This is a genomic window from Tolypothrix sp. PCC 7601 (genome assembly GCF_025677855.1).
GTDB classification, from domain to species: domain Bacteria; phylum Cyanobacteriota; class Cyanobacteriia; order Cyanobacteriales; family Nostocaceae; genus Aulosira; species Aulosira diplosiphon.
Genome location: NZ_CP064879.1, coordinates 4,516,783 through 4,537,695, shown reverse-complemented (window position 1 = coordinate 4,537,695; position 20,913 = coordinate 4,516,783). Strand labels below are relative to the sequence as shown.

Below are 20,913 nucleotides of genomic sequence, written 5' to 3'. Positions count from 1 at the left end.
TTAGAAGGTGAAAGTGGTTCTCAAAGTACCAATGATGGCATTATCGCTATTAGCAACTTGACCAGGACTGGTTAACCAAATTAACCCAGGGGTAATGGAGATATTATCGCTGACACGATATTTATAGAAACCTTCAATATGATAAGGGCGATCGCCTCCAAGACGACCTAAGTAGGGTTGAGCACCCGCAAAAATTCCTAAAACGTTGCCTTGTCTGCCGAAATCTGGTAAAGCTACACCAAGACCATAGCTCCAAACTTCATCATTGTTGTTGCCTACGACGCTGCTAATATCGCTGTAAAGCACAAAGCCACTAATCGAGAGTTTGTTACTAGGTTTGAAAGCGGCTTCAAAACCATAGGAATTACTGTTATATGGGTTACCACCACCAACTAAATTGGCCTGTGCAGTACCCACTACACCAACATTTCCGGCTCCGCCTAGGTCAAATAAAGCAGTTCCAGCATTATGATAACCGTGGACGTAGGTAGCAGCAAAAGACAGGCGATCGCCTACGTTTAAGTTCAATTGCGCTAGAGCTGCATAGTTACCTTCAAATAAACCAGCGCGTGCTCCTGGGTTGTTTCCTTGGGATGCCAAATAACCTACAGTTAATGAAGGTTGGAAAGCAGCATTACTCTTACCAAAAACAAAATTAACGCCACCACCTACACCACCGCCAATCCGGTAAATTGGGCTTTCAGATGCAAAGGTAGATAAAGCACCGTTACCACCATCAAAACCTTCAAAATAAGGATTGAGGGTAGGAGCGTAATCGCTGTGAATACCACCACTGGCTGCTATATATACTTGGGAGTTACCCAGTGGGAAGTAATAAGACAACCAATCTATAAACGCACTATTATTGGTACTAGGGCTAAGATTAAAGGTTTGAGTACCTTCAAATGTGCCATTTGGCAAAGTTAATCCAGTGGAGTTACCAGCCGCAATCCGGGTGTGTAAGGTATCTTTACCCGTGAAGCTACTTTGTAAATCTAAACGTACCCTATTTTGAAATACAGTGTTGTTATTGTCGTTATCACCAAAGTTATCGGTAACTGCAAAAACTGCCTCACCTACTAACTTGGTTGTAGTAGAAAATTGATTGGCTTCTAGTTCTGCAGTCCGTGCTTCTAAAGAATCTACTCGACCACGTAAAGTTGCTAATTCTGCAGAGAATTCTTCTTGTAAACGCTGCAGGGTAGCTAAATCTTGTTTTGTTACCAAGTCAGCTGTTGCTGTGGCAATTAGTTCATTAACTCTATCTAAACAAGCATTCAAACCTGCAGCAAATTCATAACGAGTTAAAGCCCGATTGCCTCGGTAAGTTCCATTAGGATAACCCGCAATACAACCGTAGCGTTCAACTAAAGATTGCAAAGCTTGAAATGCCCAATCTGTTGGCTGTACGTCAGAAAATTGAGAAACTGACGTAACTTGAGACATTGAATCTTGGCTACTAACTTCACTTACTAAAACTCTATTCTCATCAGTTTTAGCTTGAGCAAGTAATTGCTGATTAACGTTTGCTTGCTCTGTGGCAATTCCTGCTGCTTTTGAGTCAGAAGCGTTTAATATTTCTGCTGCCATCACACTGGATGAAGCCAACGCATTCGCACCTAAAAATACTGGAAGTAATACCAGATTTTTCCACAATCTATTAGACATATTTCCGTTTTCCTCTCCACGAAATGCGCCTAACTAATTGCTATAAACAGCAATTAATTAAGTTCTTTCTGCACACCTATAAAGTAAGATACGTTACATTGTTTCGCTGTATAAAGTCAAGTCCTAGCTTATGGAATCTAGACAAATGACTTGCACTTTCATAGCCTTTATGCAACGGCTATTTATCTGTAATTTCTACAACTTTGACCAAATGCAACATTTATCAAGGGTTATTAAGAGCTATTTGCATTTAGATGAGCAATAAAGAGCAATTTACTCTTGCTATCTAATGTAAAACCCAGATTTTTTGCCCATGATATTTGTATCTATTATGCATAAAACTTAGTGATTTTATACACAAATTTAAACTTTTTTATGCAAAAAATTCATTTTAATGATGCAGAAGTATCAACGGCAATATTTTGTAGCGAAATTTACAGAAACTTAAATTTTAAAATATGAAAATATCACTCACTTGTATCGATTATAAAGAGTAAAAATTTTCAATAAATAATAATACCTAAATCTAGCCAGAAAATATTGTTTGATATTGATGTAAATACTGCTTCTATAAGGCTGGACTAAAATCAAATTTTTACAACCTTGGTTTATTGCAGTCATATTTGATATAGGGAATTGGTGTTTGGTCATTTGTCATTGGTCATTGGTCATTTGTCCCCTGCTCCCAGCCCCTTTGCTTTTCCCAATCCCCCTCATCTTCCTCGTCCCCCTCTGCTCCCCCTACTTCCCCCAGAAATCCCTTAGTCAAGTGGATCGAAACGCTGCAAGATGAGCGCTATCAATATGACTGGCAAACCTACAGCTACACAAATTAGAGCTTGGGTAAATGTTAAAGGTGTGGTGCCAAAAATTTGATTCATGATGCTCCACTGACTGAACAGACATTGTAAAGTGACTACAACCACAATGCCAATTACAGGGGCGTAGGCTATGGGTTTGCGTTTACCTTGAATTTTGGCAATTACAGATGGTACAAACTGGCTAATGCTGAGTAGATAAAATACTTCTGCTGCTACTAACCCATTAATCGCCATTGTGCGGGCTAAGGCTTCATTATCTGTAGTTTGCAGTATCCATTGAAAAACGCCAAAAATTACCAGCCAGTTGAAGAGAGAAATTGCCAAGATACGCTGGAGTAAGCTACCCGATAACAGCCTTTCTCTGGGGTTGCGTGGTGGTTGTTGCATCACCCGTCGAGATTTTGGCTCAAAGGCGAGGGGAACAATCAAACCTACTGAACTCACCATATTTAGCCAGAGAATTTGAATTGGTAAGATAGGAAGCGCGATCGCTAGGAAAATGGCAATCAAAATTGTCATAGATTCGCCAATGTTGATGGGTAGCAAGAAGGCGATCGCTTTGCGTAAGTTGCGATATACTCCCCGCCCTTCTTCTACAGCGGCTTCAATGGCGGCGAAGTTATCGTCTGTTAACAGCATATCTGCAGATTCTTTAGCAACTTCTGCCCCAGCTAAACCCATCGCTACACCAATATCTGCTTGCTTGAGGGCTGGCGCATCATTGACACCATCTCCAGTCATCGCCACAATTTCACCTTGATGTTGCAAGGCTTTGACTAAACGCAACTTTTGTTCTGGCGCAACTCGCGCAAATACCCTACCTTGCTCCGCTGCTTGGCTGAATTCGGCTTCATCCATCTGAGCTAATTGCTTTCCTGTAAAAACCTGTGCTTCAGCCGAGCAAATTTCCATTTGGCGAGCGATCGCTCCAGCTGTGAGTGCATGATCGCCGGTGATCATTTTCACTTGGATGCCAGCAGATTGACAAGCAGCAACAGCCGCGATCGCTTCTTCACGAGGCGGATCGATGATGCCTTGAAGTCCTAAAAATACTAGTCCGGTATCGATATCATGACGCTCTAAGGAACGCTGACCAGCAACTTTTTTGCTGGCGAAGGCTAGCACTCGTAAACCTTGCTTTGCCATCTGCGCTACTTCCTGTTCTATAAGCGCAGGATTGAGTGCAGTTTGTTGTCCTTGAGCATCGAGCTGGCGATCGCAGCGTTGGAGAATCGCCTCTACCGAACCTTTGACATAAATCACATTTTGTCTTTGCTGATTATCTAATTTATGCAAAGTCGCCATGTATTGGAATTGAGACTCAAAGGGAATAGTATCGATTCTCGGCAATTCTTCTGGGGTTAATCCCGCTTTATTAGCCGCCGTAATCAATGCTCCCTCGGTGGGAGTTCCTACTAAACTCCACTGTTCGTCTTTCCATTCAATGTGAGAATCGTTGCACAGCAATCCAGCAGCTAGGGTTTCTCCAAGAGCAATCTGTCCCTCTGTATAGACATCAACAGGCTGGCGATTCAGCAAAATTTCACCATCGGGAGCATAACCAATACCGCTAACGGTGTAGTGTTGTTCACCTGCGTAAATCTGCTGCACTGTCATCTGATTTTCGGTTAACGTGCCAGTTTTGTCAGAGCAGATAACGGTTGTACTTCCCAATGTTTCCACAGCAGGTAACTTGCGAATAATCGCGTTACGTCGCGCCATACGGGAAACACCAATGGACAAAATCACTGTGACAATTGCAGGTAAACCCTCGGGAATGGCGCTAACAACGAGCGCTACAGCAGCTTTGAACACATCAATCCAAGATTCGCCTTGTCCTAATCCAACTGCAAAGGTGAGGGCAGCTAAACCTAAAATGGCATACAGTAAAGTTTTGCTTAACTTGTCAATATTCCTGGTGAGTGGTGTTTTCAACCCCGTGCTACTTTCAATTAACTGCGAGATGCGTCCTGTTTCAGTAGCATCTGCGATCGCTACTACCATCCCTTCGGCTTGACCAAAGCTGACAAAACTGCCAGCGTAAGCCATATTGTTGCGTTCGGCTAAGGGTGTGTCTACAGCCAGCGATGCAGTTGTTTTTTCTACTGGAACCGATTCTCCAGTTAAAGCCGACTCATCAACTTGTAACTCACGCACAGTTAATAGCCGCAAATCTGCAGGTACTTTATCCCCAGAGGCTAACAGTACCAAATCCCCTACCACAAGTTCAGTGGAAGCCAAACGAGTTTTTTGACCATCGCGAATCACAGTAGCTTCTGTAGTCACAGCTTGAGATAGAGCTGCGATCGCATCTTCTGCTTTGGATTCTTGAATGTAGCTAATAATGACATTAATCAGGGTGACGCTAAAAATCACTCCTGCATCTATCCAATCTCGTAATAGTAAAGTCACCACTCCCGCCGCTATTAATATATAGAGTAGTGGTTGATGAAATTGCTCGATAAATTTTAACCAAGGGCTTTTTCTCGCTTGAATATTCAGTTGATTGGCACCCATCTGTTGATGCCGCTTGGTTGCTTCTTGATGGCTCAAGCCGGCTTCTGAATGACTAACTAAGGTTTGCACAACCTCTATTTCTGGTAGAGTATGCCATTCATAATTGATTACATCTTTTGTTAGATGGGAAGAATTATTTGTATTGATGGTATTCGCTGGCATTTCTACATCCTGATTTAACTATCTATTGCAGTAATTTATCCTTCAAATTCCTCAGCTTTAATTTCTGTTAAAATCTGTATTTTTTAGTTCAAATCGCTGTATCTACAGTAATCTTTTGCTTAGTTCATAAATATGCCACTCTCGCACACCCCAATAGCGAAGAATATATTCTGCTTGCTGAATTTCGTCTGCTGTCCCCTCTACCTTCACCAAAAAATCTTCCCTAGGCTGCCAAAGTTTAACTTGCTTTTCGGGAGCAACCCAACCTTGAAATGCACCGCATAAACTACCAAATATTGCACTTGCTCCACCCGCCAGTAGTGTAGTTAAAACAGATTCAACTGCTAATACAGGGCCAAAACCGGGAATCATTAAAATACCAAGTCCGGTGGTAACTGCTAACACTCCTCCTGCTGTCCCGCCTGTAATTGCACCTACTTTAGCTCCTTCAATAGGAGTCACAATTTGATTACCAGAATGAGTATTGTGCAACTTTTTTTGTTTTGATTCCGTAGCAAACATAGAAATTTTTTGCATAGGAAAGTCAATCGCTATCAGTTCATCAAGCACTTGTGTTACAGCCTGACGGTTAGAAATAATGCCTATAGCATTTTTTATGGAATTGGCATTCATCATAACTTCTACCCCTGAAAATAATTAATTTAAAAAATTAGCGTTATTTAAATATAAATAGGTAAAATAATATTGATTTGTTCAAAACTCTCTTTTATTCCTGATTCGCTTCATCAGTGATGATTTTAAGGAATTGAATAGGAATGCTATAATTTCCCAACTGCAGAAAGAACTGTAGAGTTAAGCATGAGTTTTAACCCTCAGTTCGATTATTTTTACTCACATCCTTTTTTTAGGATTACAGACAAATGTGAATGAAAAGTGAGCGCGGATGCTCTTGAAAAGAATATCTATGAGTTAAGTAACGCATCCAGGCTGAGAATGCGGTGCGTTACTAAAATACTGCATAAAAAAACTCTTGTGGGATGGATGTCTCACCCGTCCAGGGCGGACAAGATGTCCACCCCACAAGAAAAAAACATTTTAGCTGTGTCAATGCGTTACGAGACTAAAAAGATTTTGGCTACACATGAACTATTGGTAGGAACGCACAAATTTACGCCCCTACCAATGATGTTGTATTCTATTTTCAAAACGCTCTACTTCAATAAATCCAAATCTGTGACAGCACCAACACTGCTGGAGGAAACTAACTTAGCATATTTGGCTAAGGTACCTTTTGTATAACGAGGTGGACGAGGTTGCCATTTAGCGCGACGATTGGCTAATTCTGCATCGGAAATATTGATTTGCAGTAAGCGAGAATGAGCATCGATAGTGATGCGATCGCCTTCTTCAACTAAAGCGATCGCACCACCAACAGCGGCTTCGGGAGCAACATGACCAACTACCATCCCGTAAGTCCCGCCGGAAAAGCGTCCATCGGTAATTAACCCAACTGCATCACCTAACCCTGCACCAATAATTGCGGAGGTGGGTGCTAGCATTTCCCGCATTCCTGGGCCGCCTTTGGGGCCTTCATAGCGAACAATAATCACATCGCCAGCTTGGATTTTATTTGCCAAGATAGCATCTAAGCATTCTTCCTCGGAGTCAAATACCCGCGCTGGCCCGGTAATACAGGGATTTTTAACTCCGGTAATTTTAGCTACTGCTCCCTCAGTAGCGAGATTGCCTTTGAGGATGGCTAAGTGACCTTGAGCATACATCGGGTGATTCCACGGACGAATCACATCTTGATTGCTGAGTGGTTCATCGGGGATATCTGCTAAAACTTCAGCGATAGTTTTACCTGTAATGGTGATACAGTCGCCGTGGAGTAAACCATGCACAAGTAACATCTTCATGACTTGGGGAATACCGCCTACTTTGTGTAAGTCTGTAGCCACATATCTACCGCTAGGTTTCAAATCGCACAACACAGGGACGCGACCACGGATAGTTTCAAAGTCATCTAGACTCAGTTCTATACCAGTTGCGTGAGCGATCGCGAGAAAATGTAATACAGAATTTGTGGAACCACCCACAGCCATAATTACAGAGATGGCGTTTTCTATAGATTTGCGGGTGATAATTTGTCTGGGTAAAATTTGATTGCGAATCGCTTCTACCAATACTTTGGCTGATTTTTCCGTACTATCAGCGATTTCATCATCTTCAGCTGCCATTGTAGAAGAATAAGGCAAACTCATTCCCATCGCTTCAAAAGCAGAAGACATGGTGTTGGCTGTATACATCCCTCCACAGGAACCAGAACCCGGACAAGCTTGGCGTTCAATGGCTAATAGTTCATCTTCGTCAATTTTATTGGCGCTATATTCACCGACAGCCTCAAAAGAACTGACAATAGTCAAATCTTTACCCTTGTGCTGTCCGGGTTTGATGGTGCCACCATAAACAAAAATAGCAGGGATATTCATCCGAGCGATCGCAATCATTGCCCCTGGCATATTCTTATCACAACCGCCGATGGCAATCACACCATCCATACTTTGACCATTACAGGCGGTTTCAATGGAATCAGCAATGACTTCTCGTGACACTAGGGAATATTTCATCCCCTCGGTTCCCATAGATATGCCATCACTAATTGTAATTGTGCCGAACATTTGCGGCATTGCCCCAGCTAGTTTAATTCCCTCTTCGGCTCTTTGTGCGAGGCGATTAATTCCCATGTTGCAGGGAGTAATGGTGCTGTAGGAATTCGCCACACCCACAATAGCTTTATTAAAATCCCTATCTTGGAAGCCGACTGCACGCAGCATCGCTCGATTTGGCGATCGTTGTACCCCTTGCGTGACTGCTTGACTGCGAAAATTTTCGGTAATTGTTTTCTCAGACATTGCTTTAGCCTCGTTCAACATGGTTGTACGAGTATGATATGTAGACTTTTTTGAGATGTCCAATATATATTTATTTAAAATTGATATCTTTTAAATATAAAAAAATGGAACTACGACACCTGCGTTACTTTATTGCTGTAGCTGAAGAACTACATTTCAGTAAAGCCGCAGAAAGGCTGCATATAGCGCAACCGCCTCTCAGCCAACAAATTCAGCAGCTAGAAGCAGAACTAGGAGTAGAACTTTTTCATCGCAAAACCAAGCGACAGGTACAGCTAACAGAAGCAGGTAAGGTTTTTTTACAAGAAGCTTATGGATTACTACTACAACTAGAAACTGCGATCGCACTAACTCAAAGGATTGGTAGAGGCCAAACTGGTCAACTACGAATAGGATTTACGAGTTTGGTAATCTATGAATTATTACCCTCAATTTTGCGCCAATTTCGCGAGCAATTTCCCGAAGTAGAACTAGTATTACGAGAGTTAACTACAAGTCAACAAGAGCAAGCGCTTCGAGATTCTCTAATTCATGTAGGTTTTGCTCATCCACCTTTAGAAGATGAGAAGCTATCTTATCAATCTATTCACCAGCAAACTTTAGTTGTAGCTTTACCGTCAAATCATTCCTTAGCTCAAACAGAACATATTCAGGTGCAGGAATTAGAGGATGAGCCTTTGATTATGTTTCCTCGTTATCTAGCACCCGGACTTTACGATTTGATTATGAGTCTTTTTAGGCAGAGAAATATCAAACCTCAAGTTACTCAGGAAGCGGTTCAAATGCAAACTATTATTGGTTTAGTATCGGCGGGAATGGGTGTGGCAATTACACCATCTGTTCTACAAAATCTGCAACGTTCTGGTGTTATTTATCGCCCTTTACTAGAAGCAGCACCCGTCATAGAAACTGCTATCATCTGGCAGAAAAATAGTCTCACACCTCTTGTAGAGAATTTTTTAAAATTCACCCAGCAGTTTATCTAATACAAATTCAAATCATGTTTGCGACACATCAATATATTCTAGAGGGCAAGGCAATGCCTTGCCCCTACAATCTGTCGCATTTTTTTCAAATTGATATGAGTAAATTAGTTGTGTTTTAATTTGAATTTTGAATTCGGAGCGTAGCGGCGCTACGCGCTTCTCAAGGCGACAATTGGGTCAAGTTTAGCGGCGCGACGTGCGGGTACGACACCAAAGAATAAGCCAATTCCGCCAGAGATACCAACAGCCATTGTAATTGCTACGGGAGAAATGCCAGCTTGTAACGGTGTTAAGGCTGCAACTAACAAAATTCCACTCACACCTACACCAGTACCTACCAAGCCACCAATTGCAGAAACAATTACCGCTTCAATCATGAACTGTAGCAAAATATCTTGCTCTGTTGCACCAATCGCTTTTCTCAATCCAATTTCTTGGGTGCGTTCGGTGACGGATACTAGCATGATGTTCATGATCCCAATACCACCGACAAACAAAGATATGCCTGCGATCGCAGCTAGCATAATTGTGAGTGCGCCTGTAATTTGTCCGACTGTTTGCAAAGCATCTTTTTGAGAACGGATGGTAAAGTCATCTTCCCCAGTAATTTTGTGGCGTTGGCGTAGTAAATTGGTAATTTGAAACTCTGCTGCATCAACGCTATCGGCATTTTTCGCAGAAACAACAATATAGCTTAACTCCAAACCGTAGGGAGAAGTCCGCCCAATTAAGCGATTAGCTGTGGTGATAATCGGTACTAAAGCTGCATCGTCGTAATTCACGCCTAAGTTAGAACCTTTGGCGGTGAGTACGCCTATCACTTGAAAGCTAGTATTTTTAATTCTTAATTGCTGTCCCACAGGATTAGCACTACCAAACAGTCTTTGGGCTAAATCTGCACCCAATACCGCAACTTGGTTGCTGCGCTTCATATCGATGTCAGTAAAAAATCGCCCTTTGGCGGTTTCAAAATCCCTAACTGTCAAGAACGTGGGAGTGGTGCCAATGATATTAACATCGGTATTGCGATTGCGGTAAGTAACAACTTGGCGGCTATTTAATTCCGCCGTCACATTTGCAACTGTGGGTACTTGAGTGGCGATCGCTTTTGCATCTTCCAAAACCAAAGTTTTTGGTACATCCCTAGAGATGCGTTGCGTTTCTTGGTTACCGGGAATCACAAATAAGATATTAGGCCCCAAAGACTCCAGTTGTTGCGAAACATACTTTTGTCCACCTTCGCCAATCCCAATCATCGCAATCACCGAAGCGTTACCAATGACAATTCCCAGCATGGTAAGCGCGCTGCGTAACTTATTCGCCAGCAGGGTTTTCCCCGCCATTTGGATACTTTCTAACAGGTTCATGGTTATTTGTCATTTGTCATTTGTCATTTGTCATTTGTCATTGGTCATTGGTCATTGGTAATGGGTAATTGGTGTTTGTTTCCCTTTCCCCTTTCCCCTTTCCCCTTTTCCCCTTTCCCCTTTTCCCCAGTCCCCAGTCCCCAGTCCCCAGTCCCCTACTTACCCTTTGCCTTTTCGATTTTGTAATCCTTCGGTGGGTTTACAAAAATGCGATCGCCTGTTTGTACGCCTTCTAAAACCTGGGTTTGGTCTTGGATTTGTGCGCCGACGGTGACTTGGCGGAATTGGGGTTTATTGTTTTCGTCAGGGATGAGTACGCCAGTTTGCCCTTTTTCGGTGACAATGGCGACGGTGGGTATAACTAAAGCATTGTTGACGCGATCGCCTAAAAAGGTCAAATCTACATTTAAGCCAGAACGCAGTTTATCTATCCCTGTATCTAATGCAACTCGCACTTGGAAGGAAGTTACACCTTGTTCCACTACTGCTTCTGGTGCAATGAGGCGGACACGACCTTTAAATACTTGGTCGGGATAAGCATCAGCAACAATTTCTACCTGTTGTCCTGGTTTAATTCTGCCAATGTCGGTTTCAGGAACCTGCGCTAAAACTTCTAAACCGCGCGCCACGGCGACAATAGAGCTAGATGTGGCTGATGCACTACTAGAAGCGGAAGTTGTGGGTGTGACAAATGAACCCACATTAGCGTATTTTTGCGTAACAATACCGTTAAAAGGTGCGCGAATTTCTGTATCTGCAAGCCTGACTTGGGCGGCTTTTAATTGCGCTTGGGCGGCTTTGACTGCGGCTTGGCGTTGAGCAATTTCCTCAGGACGGCTACCATTTTGTAACAGTACTAAAGCGGCGCTGGCTTCGGTAACGGCTGCTTCTTTCGCGTCGATTTCTTCGCTACGAGTTCCACTTTGCAACAGAGATAGGCGTTTTTGCGCTTCTTCTAAAGCAGCTTTGGCGCGGCTATTTTCGCTAACGTACTGATCGAGCTGATCTTGAGAAGTTGCTCCTTGTCTAGTTAATTCCTGATAGCGCACTACCCGCGCTTGCGTTAAATTAACCTGGGCTTTTGCAGATTCTACTTGCGCTTGCGCCTGTCCAATTTCTTGAGCGCGATTACCCGCACGGGCTGCGGCTAGTTGTGCTTGGGCTTGCGCTAAACGTGCTTTTGCTTGGGCGATTTCTTGGGGACGACTTCCCGCCCGCGCTTCATCGAGTTGGGCTTGGGCTTGGGCGATATTAGCCTGGTACTGCAGGATTTGCGCTTGAATTTCGCCAACATCCATGCGGGCGATTACTTGCCCTTTTTGCACGCGATCGCCTTGTTCAACATATAATTCACCCAATACCCCAGGATTTTTGGGACTGATATTTACACTTTGAACTGGTACTACCTTCCCACTCGCTGTAATCCGCAGCGTCACAGTTTGGGTTTCTACAGGAACAGTTAGTTGAGATATATCTTGTTTAGTATTTCCCCGATTCACCAAATTATAAGTAGTAGTAGTGCCCACAACCAAAGCACCAGCTGTTATTAACCCTATCAGCCAGCGCATGGGATACTTAATTTTTTTGCCAATTACGGGGATTTCTATGTGCGTATTCATGATACCAGCCGATAAAGATTGTTTTGCTGGAATAGCTGTTATTTAATGAGCTATTACTGCAATTTAGAAGGAAATAAAGTTCAGAATAAAGGTTATATATTAATCAACGACCTCAAGATTCATTTGCTCAGTTATTACATATTAAGATACCTTCATATTAGCTATTCACTTCTTTGCGTGGCTTCACCTGACTGGGTGACTCAAAATCAGGCTGAAGTATGAATTGTGAAGTCTGAAGTAATATAAAAATTCTGCCCTAAGCTTAATTATCCTAGACTCTATCGGACTCATATTTGATTTTTGAAGTTCACGTATTTCAAGTGCGAAAGCTGAGATTTTTTCAGAAATCAAATCGGATTCCTATATTTCTGGTTTTTATCCGCGTTTATCGGCGTATATTAGCGGTTAATTGCTCTTAAATTAGATTTTAGCCACAAAATTCTCATGCTCATGAATGAAAACATAAATATGCTTTCATCCCTAATTGAAATATTGCTTTTTTATTCAAATTTTGCTGCAATATTTCATAGAAAATAAAATTAGCACAGCCTATCCTACAAACAACATTCAGAATTAGGGGCATGACATTCAGACAATTTCTGTAGAGAGCGAAAGTATTTTCATGCCTTACCCCTAAATTATCTGCCTTAGCAGCATTCCTAGTACAGCAATTTAGTAAATCTCTCAAAAAGCTCGATTTCTCACCTTTTTGACTTGTGATTTCTGTGCTAACGTGAAGCTCTAGAGGTGACAGAACGCTGTAAACTAGCTAGAGCGCGATTGTAATCCAAAATAGCTGTAACTCGATTACCTTCCGCCCTTGTTAAGTCGTTCTCCGCCGCAATTACCTCTGTTTGCGTACCGACACCTGCTTGAAATCGCAGCCTAGCTATCTGCAAAGCTTCCCTAGCTTGACTTAAAGCCAAAGTGGAAGTTTGCACATTCTCTAAATTAGACTGCAACTGAAAATAAAATTGTTCGACATCAAAACGAATTTGATCACGCTGATTAGCAAATTGAGTCTCTGCGATCGCAATATTAGCGCGTGACTGAGCTGCTCTAGCTCTAGCTGCACCACCATCAAATAAAGTTAAACTGCTTTGTAACCCCACGGAATAGCCATCAACAACGCTAATCCCATCGTTATAAATATCTCGAAAACTATAAGTTCCAGTTACACCCAGTTGCGGCCCTAATTGTGAAAGTGCTTGTCGCCTTTGTTGTTCGGATTGATTGCGTTGCGCTAAAAATTGCGGCAATTCGGGGCGGTTTTGAAAAGCTTGTACAATAGTTTGTTCTAGTGTTTGTTGCCATAAACCAGCTAATTGCACAGGATCGGCCGCAGTAATACCAACCGATTGTGGCAAATTTAAAAGAGTACCAAACTGACGACGGGCAATTTGCTGATTTGCAATAGAATTAGTCAGTTCTTGTTGAAAATTAGCTAAATTTACCTGAGCTTGCAGAACATCAAACTGCGTACCCACTCCTGCTTGCAATCGTGCTTGCGTATCTCGTAAACTAGCTTGGGCATTCTCTACCGCAGAGCGATTAATTCTAACTTGTTCGTCTGCACCTTGTAAATTGTAGTACTGGGTAGCAACATTTAAACCAACTACTAAAGATTGATTTTCTAAATTTAATTCATCTATACGTATCTGTTCTTCAGCAGAACGAATATTAGCTTGTCGGTTACCAGAAGTATAGAGATTATAATTGATTTGTGCTTGACCATTAAAAGCAGTGCTAGATTGAGTTGAACCCCCAGTAAATAAATCACTACCACTATTAGCTAAGTTCCCACTCACATTAGCATTAGGAAGTAAAGCCGCCTGAGCTTCTCGTAATACACTGCGGCTGCGTTCTAACTGAAATTGCGCTGCTTGTAAAGTTGGATTGTTGCGTCTAGCTAATTCTAAAGCTTGAGCTAAACTTAAGGGTACAGTTCCCTGAATCCTCACTTCTTCGGGTTTGGTAGGAAACAGTAAAGGGTTAGGATTAGGGCTGAGATTATCAATAATTGACCGAGAATTATTAACTGTAGGACTCGGAGATTGTAGCGTTTGTGCTGTAGTTTCTGCATTGACGCTTTTGGCTAAAGTCGTCATGAGAACTGCAACTAATAATGTAACCCAGGTAGAATGCACGCGGAATAAAATAAAATTCATGGCTGATGTAGTAAATAGGTTTGATAGGATAGTAAATCTTGAATTTTTATTGGTAATGTGGAATTATATCTAAAACTCTGCAGAGCAGCTTTTAAATATAAATTATTCTTACGCACCCTAAATACACTTAAACATCTTATCTTATTCTTTTGTGTAGTTTGCGATTCGTTTTCCTGCTTGTGTCCTAATTACTTATTTGATGTTGTAAACTATTATTCAACAATAAAATTTAATTTAAAATATAAAATTCAACTCACAGCCATACAATATTCAGCCCACAATTAACCCATCTTGTACGCGGATAATTCTTTTAGTTTGGGCTGCAATATCAGGTTCATGGGTAACAATGATAATTGTGATACCTTGTTCATTTAATTCTGTTAATAAATTCATTACCTCGTAAGAAGTTTCTGTATCTAATGCTCCTGTAGGTTCGTCTGCCAAAACTAATGCAGGTCGATTCACCAAAGCCCGCGCGATCGCTACCCGTTGTTGTTGTCCTCCAGAAAGTTGACTCGGACGGTTAGCCACACGGTCTTTTAATCCTACTCTTTCTAATGCATCCAATGCTCTTTGGCGGCGTTTCGGCTTAGGTAAATTAGCGTAAACCATTGGTAGCATGACATTATCTAGCGCTGTTGCTCTTGCCAAGAGATTAAATTGCTGGAACACAAAACCTATTCTTTGATTGCGAATATAAGCCAACTCATCATCATCAAAAGTGGTGAGGTTTCTGCCTTCAAAAATATAATGTCCTGCACTGGGACGATCCAAACACCCCAAAATATTCATCAGCGTAGACTTACCCGAACCTGATGCACCCATAATCGCCACATATTCCCCTTCCTCAATAGAAAGTTGAATTCCCTTCAAAATCGGAACCTCAACTTCTCCTAGGTGATAGGTTTTGGTAATCGATTCCATCCAAATCATTGTTGGCATAATGATGTTTGTCCTTTGTCATTTGTCATTTGTCATTTGTCATTTGGTAATTGGTAATTGGTAATTGGTAATTGGTAATTGGTAATTGGTGTTCGTTTCCCTGCTACCCTTTTCCCTTTCCCCTTTCCCCTTTCCCCTTTTTCCCCAATCCCTAATCCCCAGTCCCTCTAGTCACTACGTAAAGCTGTAATCGGATCTAATTTGGCAGCATTTCTGGCGGGAATTACGCCAGCGACTAAGCCGACACCTAATGAGAGTGCAAAGCCGACGATGATGGAGAGAACGGAAATCACAAAGGGGAACTTAAAAATATTTGCTGCACCAAATGCGATCGCAATTCCGCTTACCATGCCAATAACGCCACCGACAATAGAAATGACGATCGCTTCGGCTAAAAATTGATTCAATATCGCTGAATTGGTTGCACCAACGGCTTTACGAATGCCAATTTCTCTGGTACGTTCCACCACAGACACCAGCATGATATTAGCAATCCCAATACCGCCTACTACTAGCGAAATGCCTGCGATCGCAACTACCATAACGGTAAACAATCCCACGACATTGGTAAAGGTGCTGACAATATCAGCTTGATTAGTCAGCCGAAAATCATCAGCTTGCGGTGGATAAATATTGTGACGTAAACGTAAGAGATTGGTAACCTGAAACTGCGCTGCTTCTAACTGTTCTTGATTGGCACCTTTAACTAAAATGCCACTCACAGAAACACCTGCTAGAGCATTGTTACCAACTAATCTGGCGGACATACTTGTTAGCGGAATGAAAACTTGGTCATCTCGATCCATTGGCCCTTGAGAACCTTTTGGTTCCATCACCCCAATTACTTTATAAGCTTCTCCTCGAATCCGGATTGTCTCATCTATGGGATTAGCACCTTGACCAAACAGAGTATTTAATACTGTCGGCCCCAGTACAGCTACCTGTGCAGCCGTGTTGAGTTCTTCCTCAGTAAAATACCTCCCTTGTTGCGGGTGCGTGTTTCTGATATCTGGGTAACTTAAATCAGTGCCGTAAATGGTGGTTGATGTATTTTGCCCTCCATAAACTACTTGTGCATTGCGCTGTAAATAAGCTGACACCATCTGAGCCGATGGAGCTTGTTGTGCGATCGCTTTTGCATCTTCCCACGTCAAAGTACTACTAGAACCTATCCCTTGGCTGATATTTCCGCTTCTCGCCGCACCTGCCAAGATTTGGATGACATCTGTACCTAATGCTTGGATTTGCTGCTCAACACCCTTTTGCACGCCCTGTCCCACAGAGGTAATGGCAATCACAGAAGAAATGCCAATAATTACACCCAGCATCGTCAATCCCGTGCGTAATTTATTACTCCACAGCGTTTCCGCTGCCATTATCAAAATTTCTAAAAACGGAACAGTCCGGGTATTTTTAGGTTTGTAAAACCCCTTAAATAGCTTAAACATTGTTTGAGGAACAGGAGAGGGATTGGGGAACTCGGGGCCCCCTCTGGGGATAAGGGGTAATGGGGATTGGGGACTGGGGACAAGGGTAAAAGGGGAAACACCAATTACCAGATGACAAATGACAAATGACAAAGGACAATTCTTTAAGGCGCACCGCCACCAGAACGACCGCCGCCAGAACCACCACCTTGGCGACCGCCGCCACCGCCACCGCCGCCTCCCACGCCAGGGAAAACTCCGCCTCGTGGTGTAGATTGTGGTCGTGAACCTGGTGGGAAACTGAGCAATACTCTCTCGTCACCAGTCAAGCCTGATTTCACTTCCGTAAATTTACTAACAGTTACGCCAGTTTCAATACGTGTAAATATAGGTTTGTTATCTGTCCCGGCGACAAACACACCTGTGCTATTTTCTCGGCGCACAACAGATGCGGTTGGCACTACCAGGGCATTCTCTACTTGACCAACTTGGAAATCTGTAGCCACATTCATCCCAGACCGCAATAATCTTTGGGGATCTGTAAGCGATATTCTGACTTCAAAACTCGTGACATTTTGCGTCACTACAGATTGAGCAGCGATTTGCTTGACTTGACCTTCAAAAACTTTTCCTGGGTAAGCATCTGCCTTGATTGTCACTGGTAAACCCAGGCGAATTTTGGAAATATTGGTTTCTGCTAAATTGGCGACAACTTCATTCGTAGAAGCTAACGCCAAAATCGAGGAAGAAGTAGCAGAAGAGACATCGCTACTGGCTGTTGTGGGAGTCACAAACGCACCGGGATCAGCGTATTTCTTGGTGACAACGCCATCAAAAGGTGCGCGAATTATGGTGTCATTTATTTGAGCTTGAGTATTTTGCAGTGAACCGCGAGCAGATGTAACTTGAGCACGTGCTACCTCAATATCTTCTGGGCGGCTTCCGGCTTTTAATAGAGCTAAAGCTTGTTGTCTTTGGTTAACTGTAGCCCTGGCTTGGGCAATATCTTCTGGACGCGAACCGGCTTTTTGTAGAGCTAAGGCTTGCTGCGCTTCATTAACAGCAGCTTGGGCGCTGTCCCTATCTGCCCGTTTTTGGTTAACAACCTGTAGGGCAATACCACCAGAATTGTACAGTTGTTGATTACGGCGATAATCATCTTCCGCTTTACTTAAGGTAGCTTGAGCGCTTTGTAAGCGGGCTTGTGCTTGACCTATATCCTGGGGGCGATTTCCAGCTTGCGCCTTTTGCAGGTTCGCCTCGGCTTCGTCTAATGCTGCTTGTGCTTGAGCAATATCCTGAGGGCGATTTCCAGCTTGCGCCTTTTGCAGATTCGCCTCGGCTTGCGCTAACTGTCCTTGAGCAGAAGTAAGTTGTCCGCGCAGATTGGAATCATCCATGTAGGCAACAATCTGTCCTGCTTTGACAATATCTCCTTCCTTTGCTAATAGTCTTTTGAGGATGCCAGAATTTTTCGGGCTGAGGTTAATTGAGCGCTCAGGTTTGACTGTACCATTCGCTGAGACTGTAATTGCTAAAGTCTGTCTTTCGAGAGGCTGCATCAGCACCCTTCGTCTAGCTTGCTGAGTGGGAACGACAGCTACCTGGTAATAAATTGCAGAGCCAATTCCACCCAAAAGCCCAACGGCAAGTAGCCACGACAGCCAACGAATTTTGAACTTTCTTTTGCTTTTGGGAAGCAATGCCGATGAATCAACAGATGGTGATGAATCGATAGATTGTGATGAATCAATAGTCATTTGCACTCTGGAATAGGAAAAAGCTAGTTTTTTTAGTCTGCAAGTATCACCTGGGAGCTTTTATCGTATAAATTCATGCTAGTAATTATCGACCAAAATTAGTGAATTGAGTGCATGACTAAAGTCACTAATAATTGAAAACTCATTTGTGACCTAAGTCATCAATTTGGCATTGGTCATTTGTTATTTGTCATTTGTCATTTGTCATTTGTCATTTGGTAATGGGTAATGGGTAATGGGTGTTTGGTATTTGCTGTTTGTCAAAAGTCAAGAGTCAAATCTTGATAACCAATTACCAATTACCAATTACCCAATCCCCATTACCCCTTATCCCCAGAGGGGGCCCCGAGTTCCCCAATCCCCAGTCGCTAAATCTTCGGCAAAATTTCTGGTAACAAATGAGAAGGCACTTTTGATAAAGCTTGATTTTGTCCTTGAATTCCTAGCTCACTGTGGAAGGCACGTACTGTTTTAACGACATAAGAAAAAGTGGTTTGATAAGCTTCTGATTGTTTACTTAATCCATTTAAGGCGTGCAAATGATTTTCTAATGCTGCTTCTAAATGTTGTGAACGGACTTTTTTATCAGCATTAAAATATTGATCTGTGGCAATTTGATAATGAGCTAATCCTAAGTTATTGTGCGTAGATAGGACATCAAAACTTAAAACAGCAGGGTTAAGTGAGTGAGCTAATGCTAATGCTTCGTCATAAGCAGCAATGCACAATTGCAAATATTTATGCCGTTGTTCTTTAGTGGTTTGCGAAAGATTTGCTAAATGCCAATATGCCGTTCCCAAATTATTTTCTGTAGCTGCACAGCCACTAGGAACAGCCGCAGGTGTGCGATATTTTAAAGCGTCGGTATAAACATCAATAGCCATCTTCAGATGGTGCGCTGGTTGCTCGTATTGGGCTAGATTCCAGTAGGCTGTACCGATGTTGTTTTGAATCATGCCATATTTAAGCGGCTCATATTCAGGGCTATAGTGAGCCAGTGCTAAATTATAAGCTGCGATCGCTTTTTTTAAATTGAATACAGGTTGATTGTATTGCCCTAAATGCCAGTAAGCAGTACCCAAGTTATTCTGGCAAGCTGCGTACTTTAATGGCTCCATTGCGGTTGTACGATAGCGTAGTGCTTCGTTATACGCTATCACTGCTTGCTGCCAACTTTCGGCTGGGTTACCAAACCGCGCTAAATCACCGTAAGCTGTGCCTAAATTATTTTGCACCCGCGCGTAAGTTTCTGGGTTGGTTTGGGGTGATATTAGTTTTAAAGCTAATTTATAAAATTCAATTCCCTGCTCAATATAAGTTTGTCCTTCCTCAGAATTGGGTGGTGTGCGATATAGCATCCAGTAGAGTGTACCCAAGTCATTCAAAATATCAGGTAGCTGGGGTGAGGTTTCATCAAAGGTAACTGCCTCTTGGTAGGCGAGAATTGCTACCATGATGTTTTCTAAATTTGATTGCCCTTGTTCAATGCGGAGGCGATAGTAGTTGCCTAAGCGATGATAAGCTGCTGATAATGCTTCCCCAGATGCTTCCTGTGAATGCAATTTCTCAATTTCAACTAGCATTTGCTGCGCTAGAGAAACATCCTCGTCATCTTGAATAATCTTAGAATTAATGGTTTCTAGTACTAGCTCAGTTAAATCCTTACTAATATGAGCTAGCGATGGCAATTGTGGAAGCTTATTGCCATTATTCGATATTGCTAGGGGTGCTTCTGGCTTACCCTGAATTTGTAAGATTTCTGATGTGGAAATTGGTACAGCAGGCAGTGGTGTGGTATCTACTGGTGCTTCTGGCTCAAAATCTAATTCATCTTCAAACTTCAGCTCATTACTTTCTACAGCTTTGAGTTCCGCCTGAGCCACTGCTTCTTCTAACAGGGATGGTTCAAAATCATCAAAATCTAAACTTCTCGAGCCTGCAAAACGTTCTGGATAGCCACCATTATGAGATGTTGGCGTTGGTTCGCCAGCAAACATAAATACACCAGTACGATAACGCCAAAACTGTGGTGCTGACTGCTGAATTGCAGATAACCAAGGACGCGGTACCCACAACAGCAAACTAGATTCGAGGAAACTGTTGGACTCTTGGTTAGCTAAATACTCTTCGCTTAAGCGTAGGTAATGTAAGAATAATCGCTGTACTGCTACTGGTTGCTTAGTCAGTAACTCGACACCAACAATTTGAAACGCTGGTATCGGTAAAGGTCGTCCGGGGGTATCTTTTGATGCGCCAATAATTGGCGGTGGATAACTAGTGAGCCATTGATTTATCTGCGCGATGGGATTGGGATCGTTTAAATTTAAACGCAAAGTCGCTAAACGCGGATAAGCTGGCGTACTACTTTCAAGGCTATCTTCTGGTTGATAAAGTATTTGTCCAACAGGATAAGCCAAAGTAGAATGCAAACGGGCGGCTACTTGATTTCTTAAGTGTAAATCATCACAAACTGCCAAGAACAATTGCCTTCGCAAATTCAGGCTTAAAGCAAGTTTTAATCGGTGATATACTTGCCGATTCCAAGAGAAATTATCTGTGTGTGCAGTATCATTCACGCTCATAGTGGCTACAAGGCCAAA

The 20,913-nt window shown here is 42.5% G+C and carries 12 protein-coding genes; 1 reads left to right on the top strand and 11 read right to left on the bottom strand.

Annotation, left to right across the window (positions count from 1 at the left end; translation table 11 throughout):
- The 4 genes from HG267_RS18615 to ilvD all read right to left on the bottom strand — a co-directional run bounded on the left by HG267_RS18615 (nt 1) and on the right by ilvD (nt 8,044).
- Nucleotides 1–1,668 carry an iron uptake porin gene (locus HG267_RS18615; RefSeq protein WP_045867762.1) on the bottom strand — a complete coding sequence of 556 codons (1,668 nt, stop codon included), beginning with the start codon at nt 1,666–1,668 and terminating at the stop codon, nt 1–3.
- A gap of 761 nt (nt 1,669–2,429) precedes the next feature.
- The gene (locus HG267_RS18610) at nt 2,430–5,168 is read right to left on the bottom strand and encodes a cation-translocating P-type ATPase (RefSeq protein ID WP_045867763.1); all 2,739 of its coding nucleotides are present in this window, start codon (nt 5,166–5,168) and stop codon (nt 2,430–2,432) included.
- Nucleotides 5,169–5,270: 102 nt separating this feature from the next.
- Nucleotides 5,271–5,804, bottom strand: a complete 534-nt coding sequence (locus HG267_RS18605; RefSeq protein WP_155538928.1) for a hypothetical protein — start codon at nt 5,802–5,804, stop codon at nt 5,271–5,273.
- A gap of 536 nt (nt 5,805–6,340) precedes the next feature.
- A complete protein-coding gene (ilvD, locus tag HG267_RS18600; protein ID WP_045868812.1) occupies nt 6,341–8,044 on the bottom strand; it encodes a dihydroxy-acid dehydratase in 1,704 nt (567 codons plus the stop codon).
- A 104-nt stretch (nt 8,045–8,148) separates the two neighbouring features.
- Here ilvD and HG267_RS18595 point away from each other — a divergent pair, with 104 nt between their 5' ends.
- Nucleotides 8,149–9,030 (top strand): LysR family transcriptional regulator, encoded by an 882-nt coding sequence (locus HG267_RS18595; RefSeq protein WP_045867765.1) that lies wholly within the window; start codon nt 8,149–8,151, stop codon nt 9,028–9,030.
- Between the two features lie 149 nt (nt 9,031–9,179).
- Here HG267_RS18595 and HG267_RS18590 read toward each other — a convergent pair whose 3' ends face one another.
- The 7 genes from HG267_RS18590 to HG267_RS18560 all read right to left on the bottom strand — a co-directional run bounded on the left by HG267_RS18590 (nt 9,180) and on the right by HG267_RS18560 (nt 20,895).
- Nucleotides 9,180–10,397: an ABC transporter permease gene (locus HG267_RS18590; protein ID WP_045867766.1), complete on the bottom strand. Its 1,218-nt coding sequence runs from the start codon at nt 10,395–10,397 to the stop codon at nt 9,180–9,182.
- A 155-nt stretch (nt 10,398–10,552) separates the two neighbouring features.
- Nucleotides 10,553–12,016 carry an efflux RND transporter periplasmic adaptor subunit gene (locus HG267_RS18585; RefSeq protein WP_045867767.1) on the bottom strand — a complete coding sequence of 488 codons (1,464 nt, stop codon included), beginning with the start codon at nt 12,014–12,016 and terminating at the stop codon, nt 10,553–10,555.
- Nucleotides 12,017–12,744: 728 nt separating this feature from the next.
- Entirely contained in the window at nt 12,745–14,184 is a 1,440-nt protein-coding gene (locus tag HG267_RS18580) for a TolC family protein (protein WP_045867768.1), read from the bottom strand.
- 270 nt (nt 14,185–14,454) lie between these two features.
- A complete protein-coding gene (locus tag HG267_RS18575) occupies nt 14,455–15,126 on the bottom strand; it encodes an ABC transporter ATP-binding protein (protein WP_045867769.1) in 672 nt (223 codons plus the stop codon).
- Nucleotides 15,127–15,293: 167 nt separating this feature from the next.
- Complete coding sequence (locus HG267_RS18570; RefSeq protein WP_045867770.1) at nt 15,294–16,574, bottom strand: ABC transporter permease; 1,281 nt, start codon at nt 16,572–16,574, stop codon at nt 15,294–15,296.
- 143 nt (nt 16,575–16,717) lie between these two features.
- Nucleotides 16,718–18,313: an efflux RND transporter periplasmic adaptor subunit gene (locus HG267_RS18565; protein WP_045867771.1), complete on the bottom strand. Its 1,596-nt coding sequence runs from the start codon at nt 18,311–18,313 to the stop codon at nt 16,718–16,720.
- Between the two features lie 368 nt (nt 18,314–18,681).
- Nucleotides 18,682–20,895 carry a tetratricopeptide repeat protein gene (locus HG267_RS18560; RefSeq protein WP_045867772.1) on the bottom strand — a complete coding sequence of 738 codons (2,214 nt, stop codon included), beginning with the start codon at nt 20,893–20,895 and terminating at the stop codon, nt 18,682–18,684.
- Between the last annotated feature and the right edge of the window lie 18 nt (nt 20,896–20,913).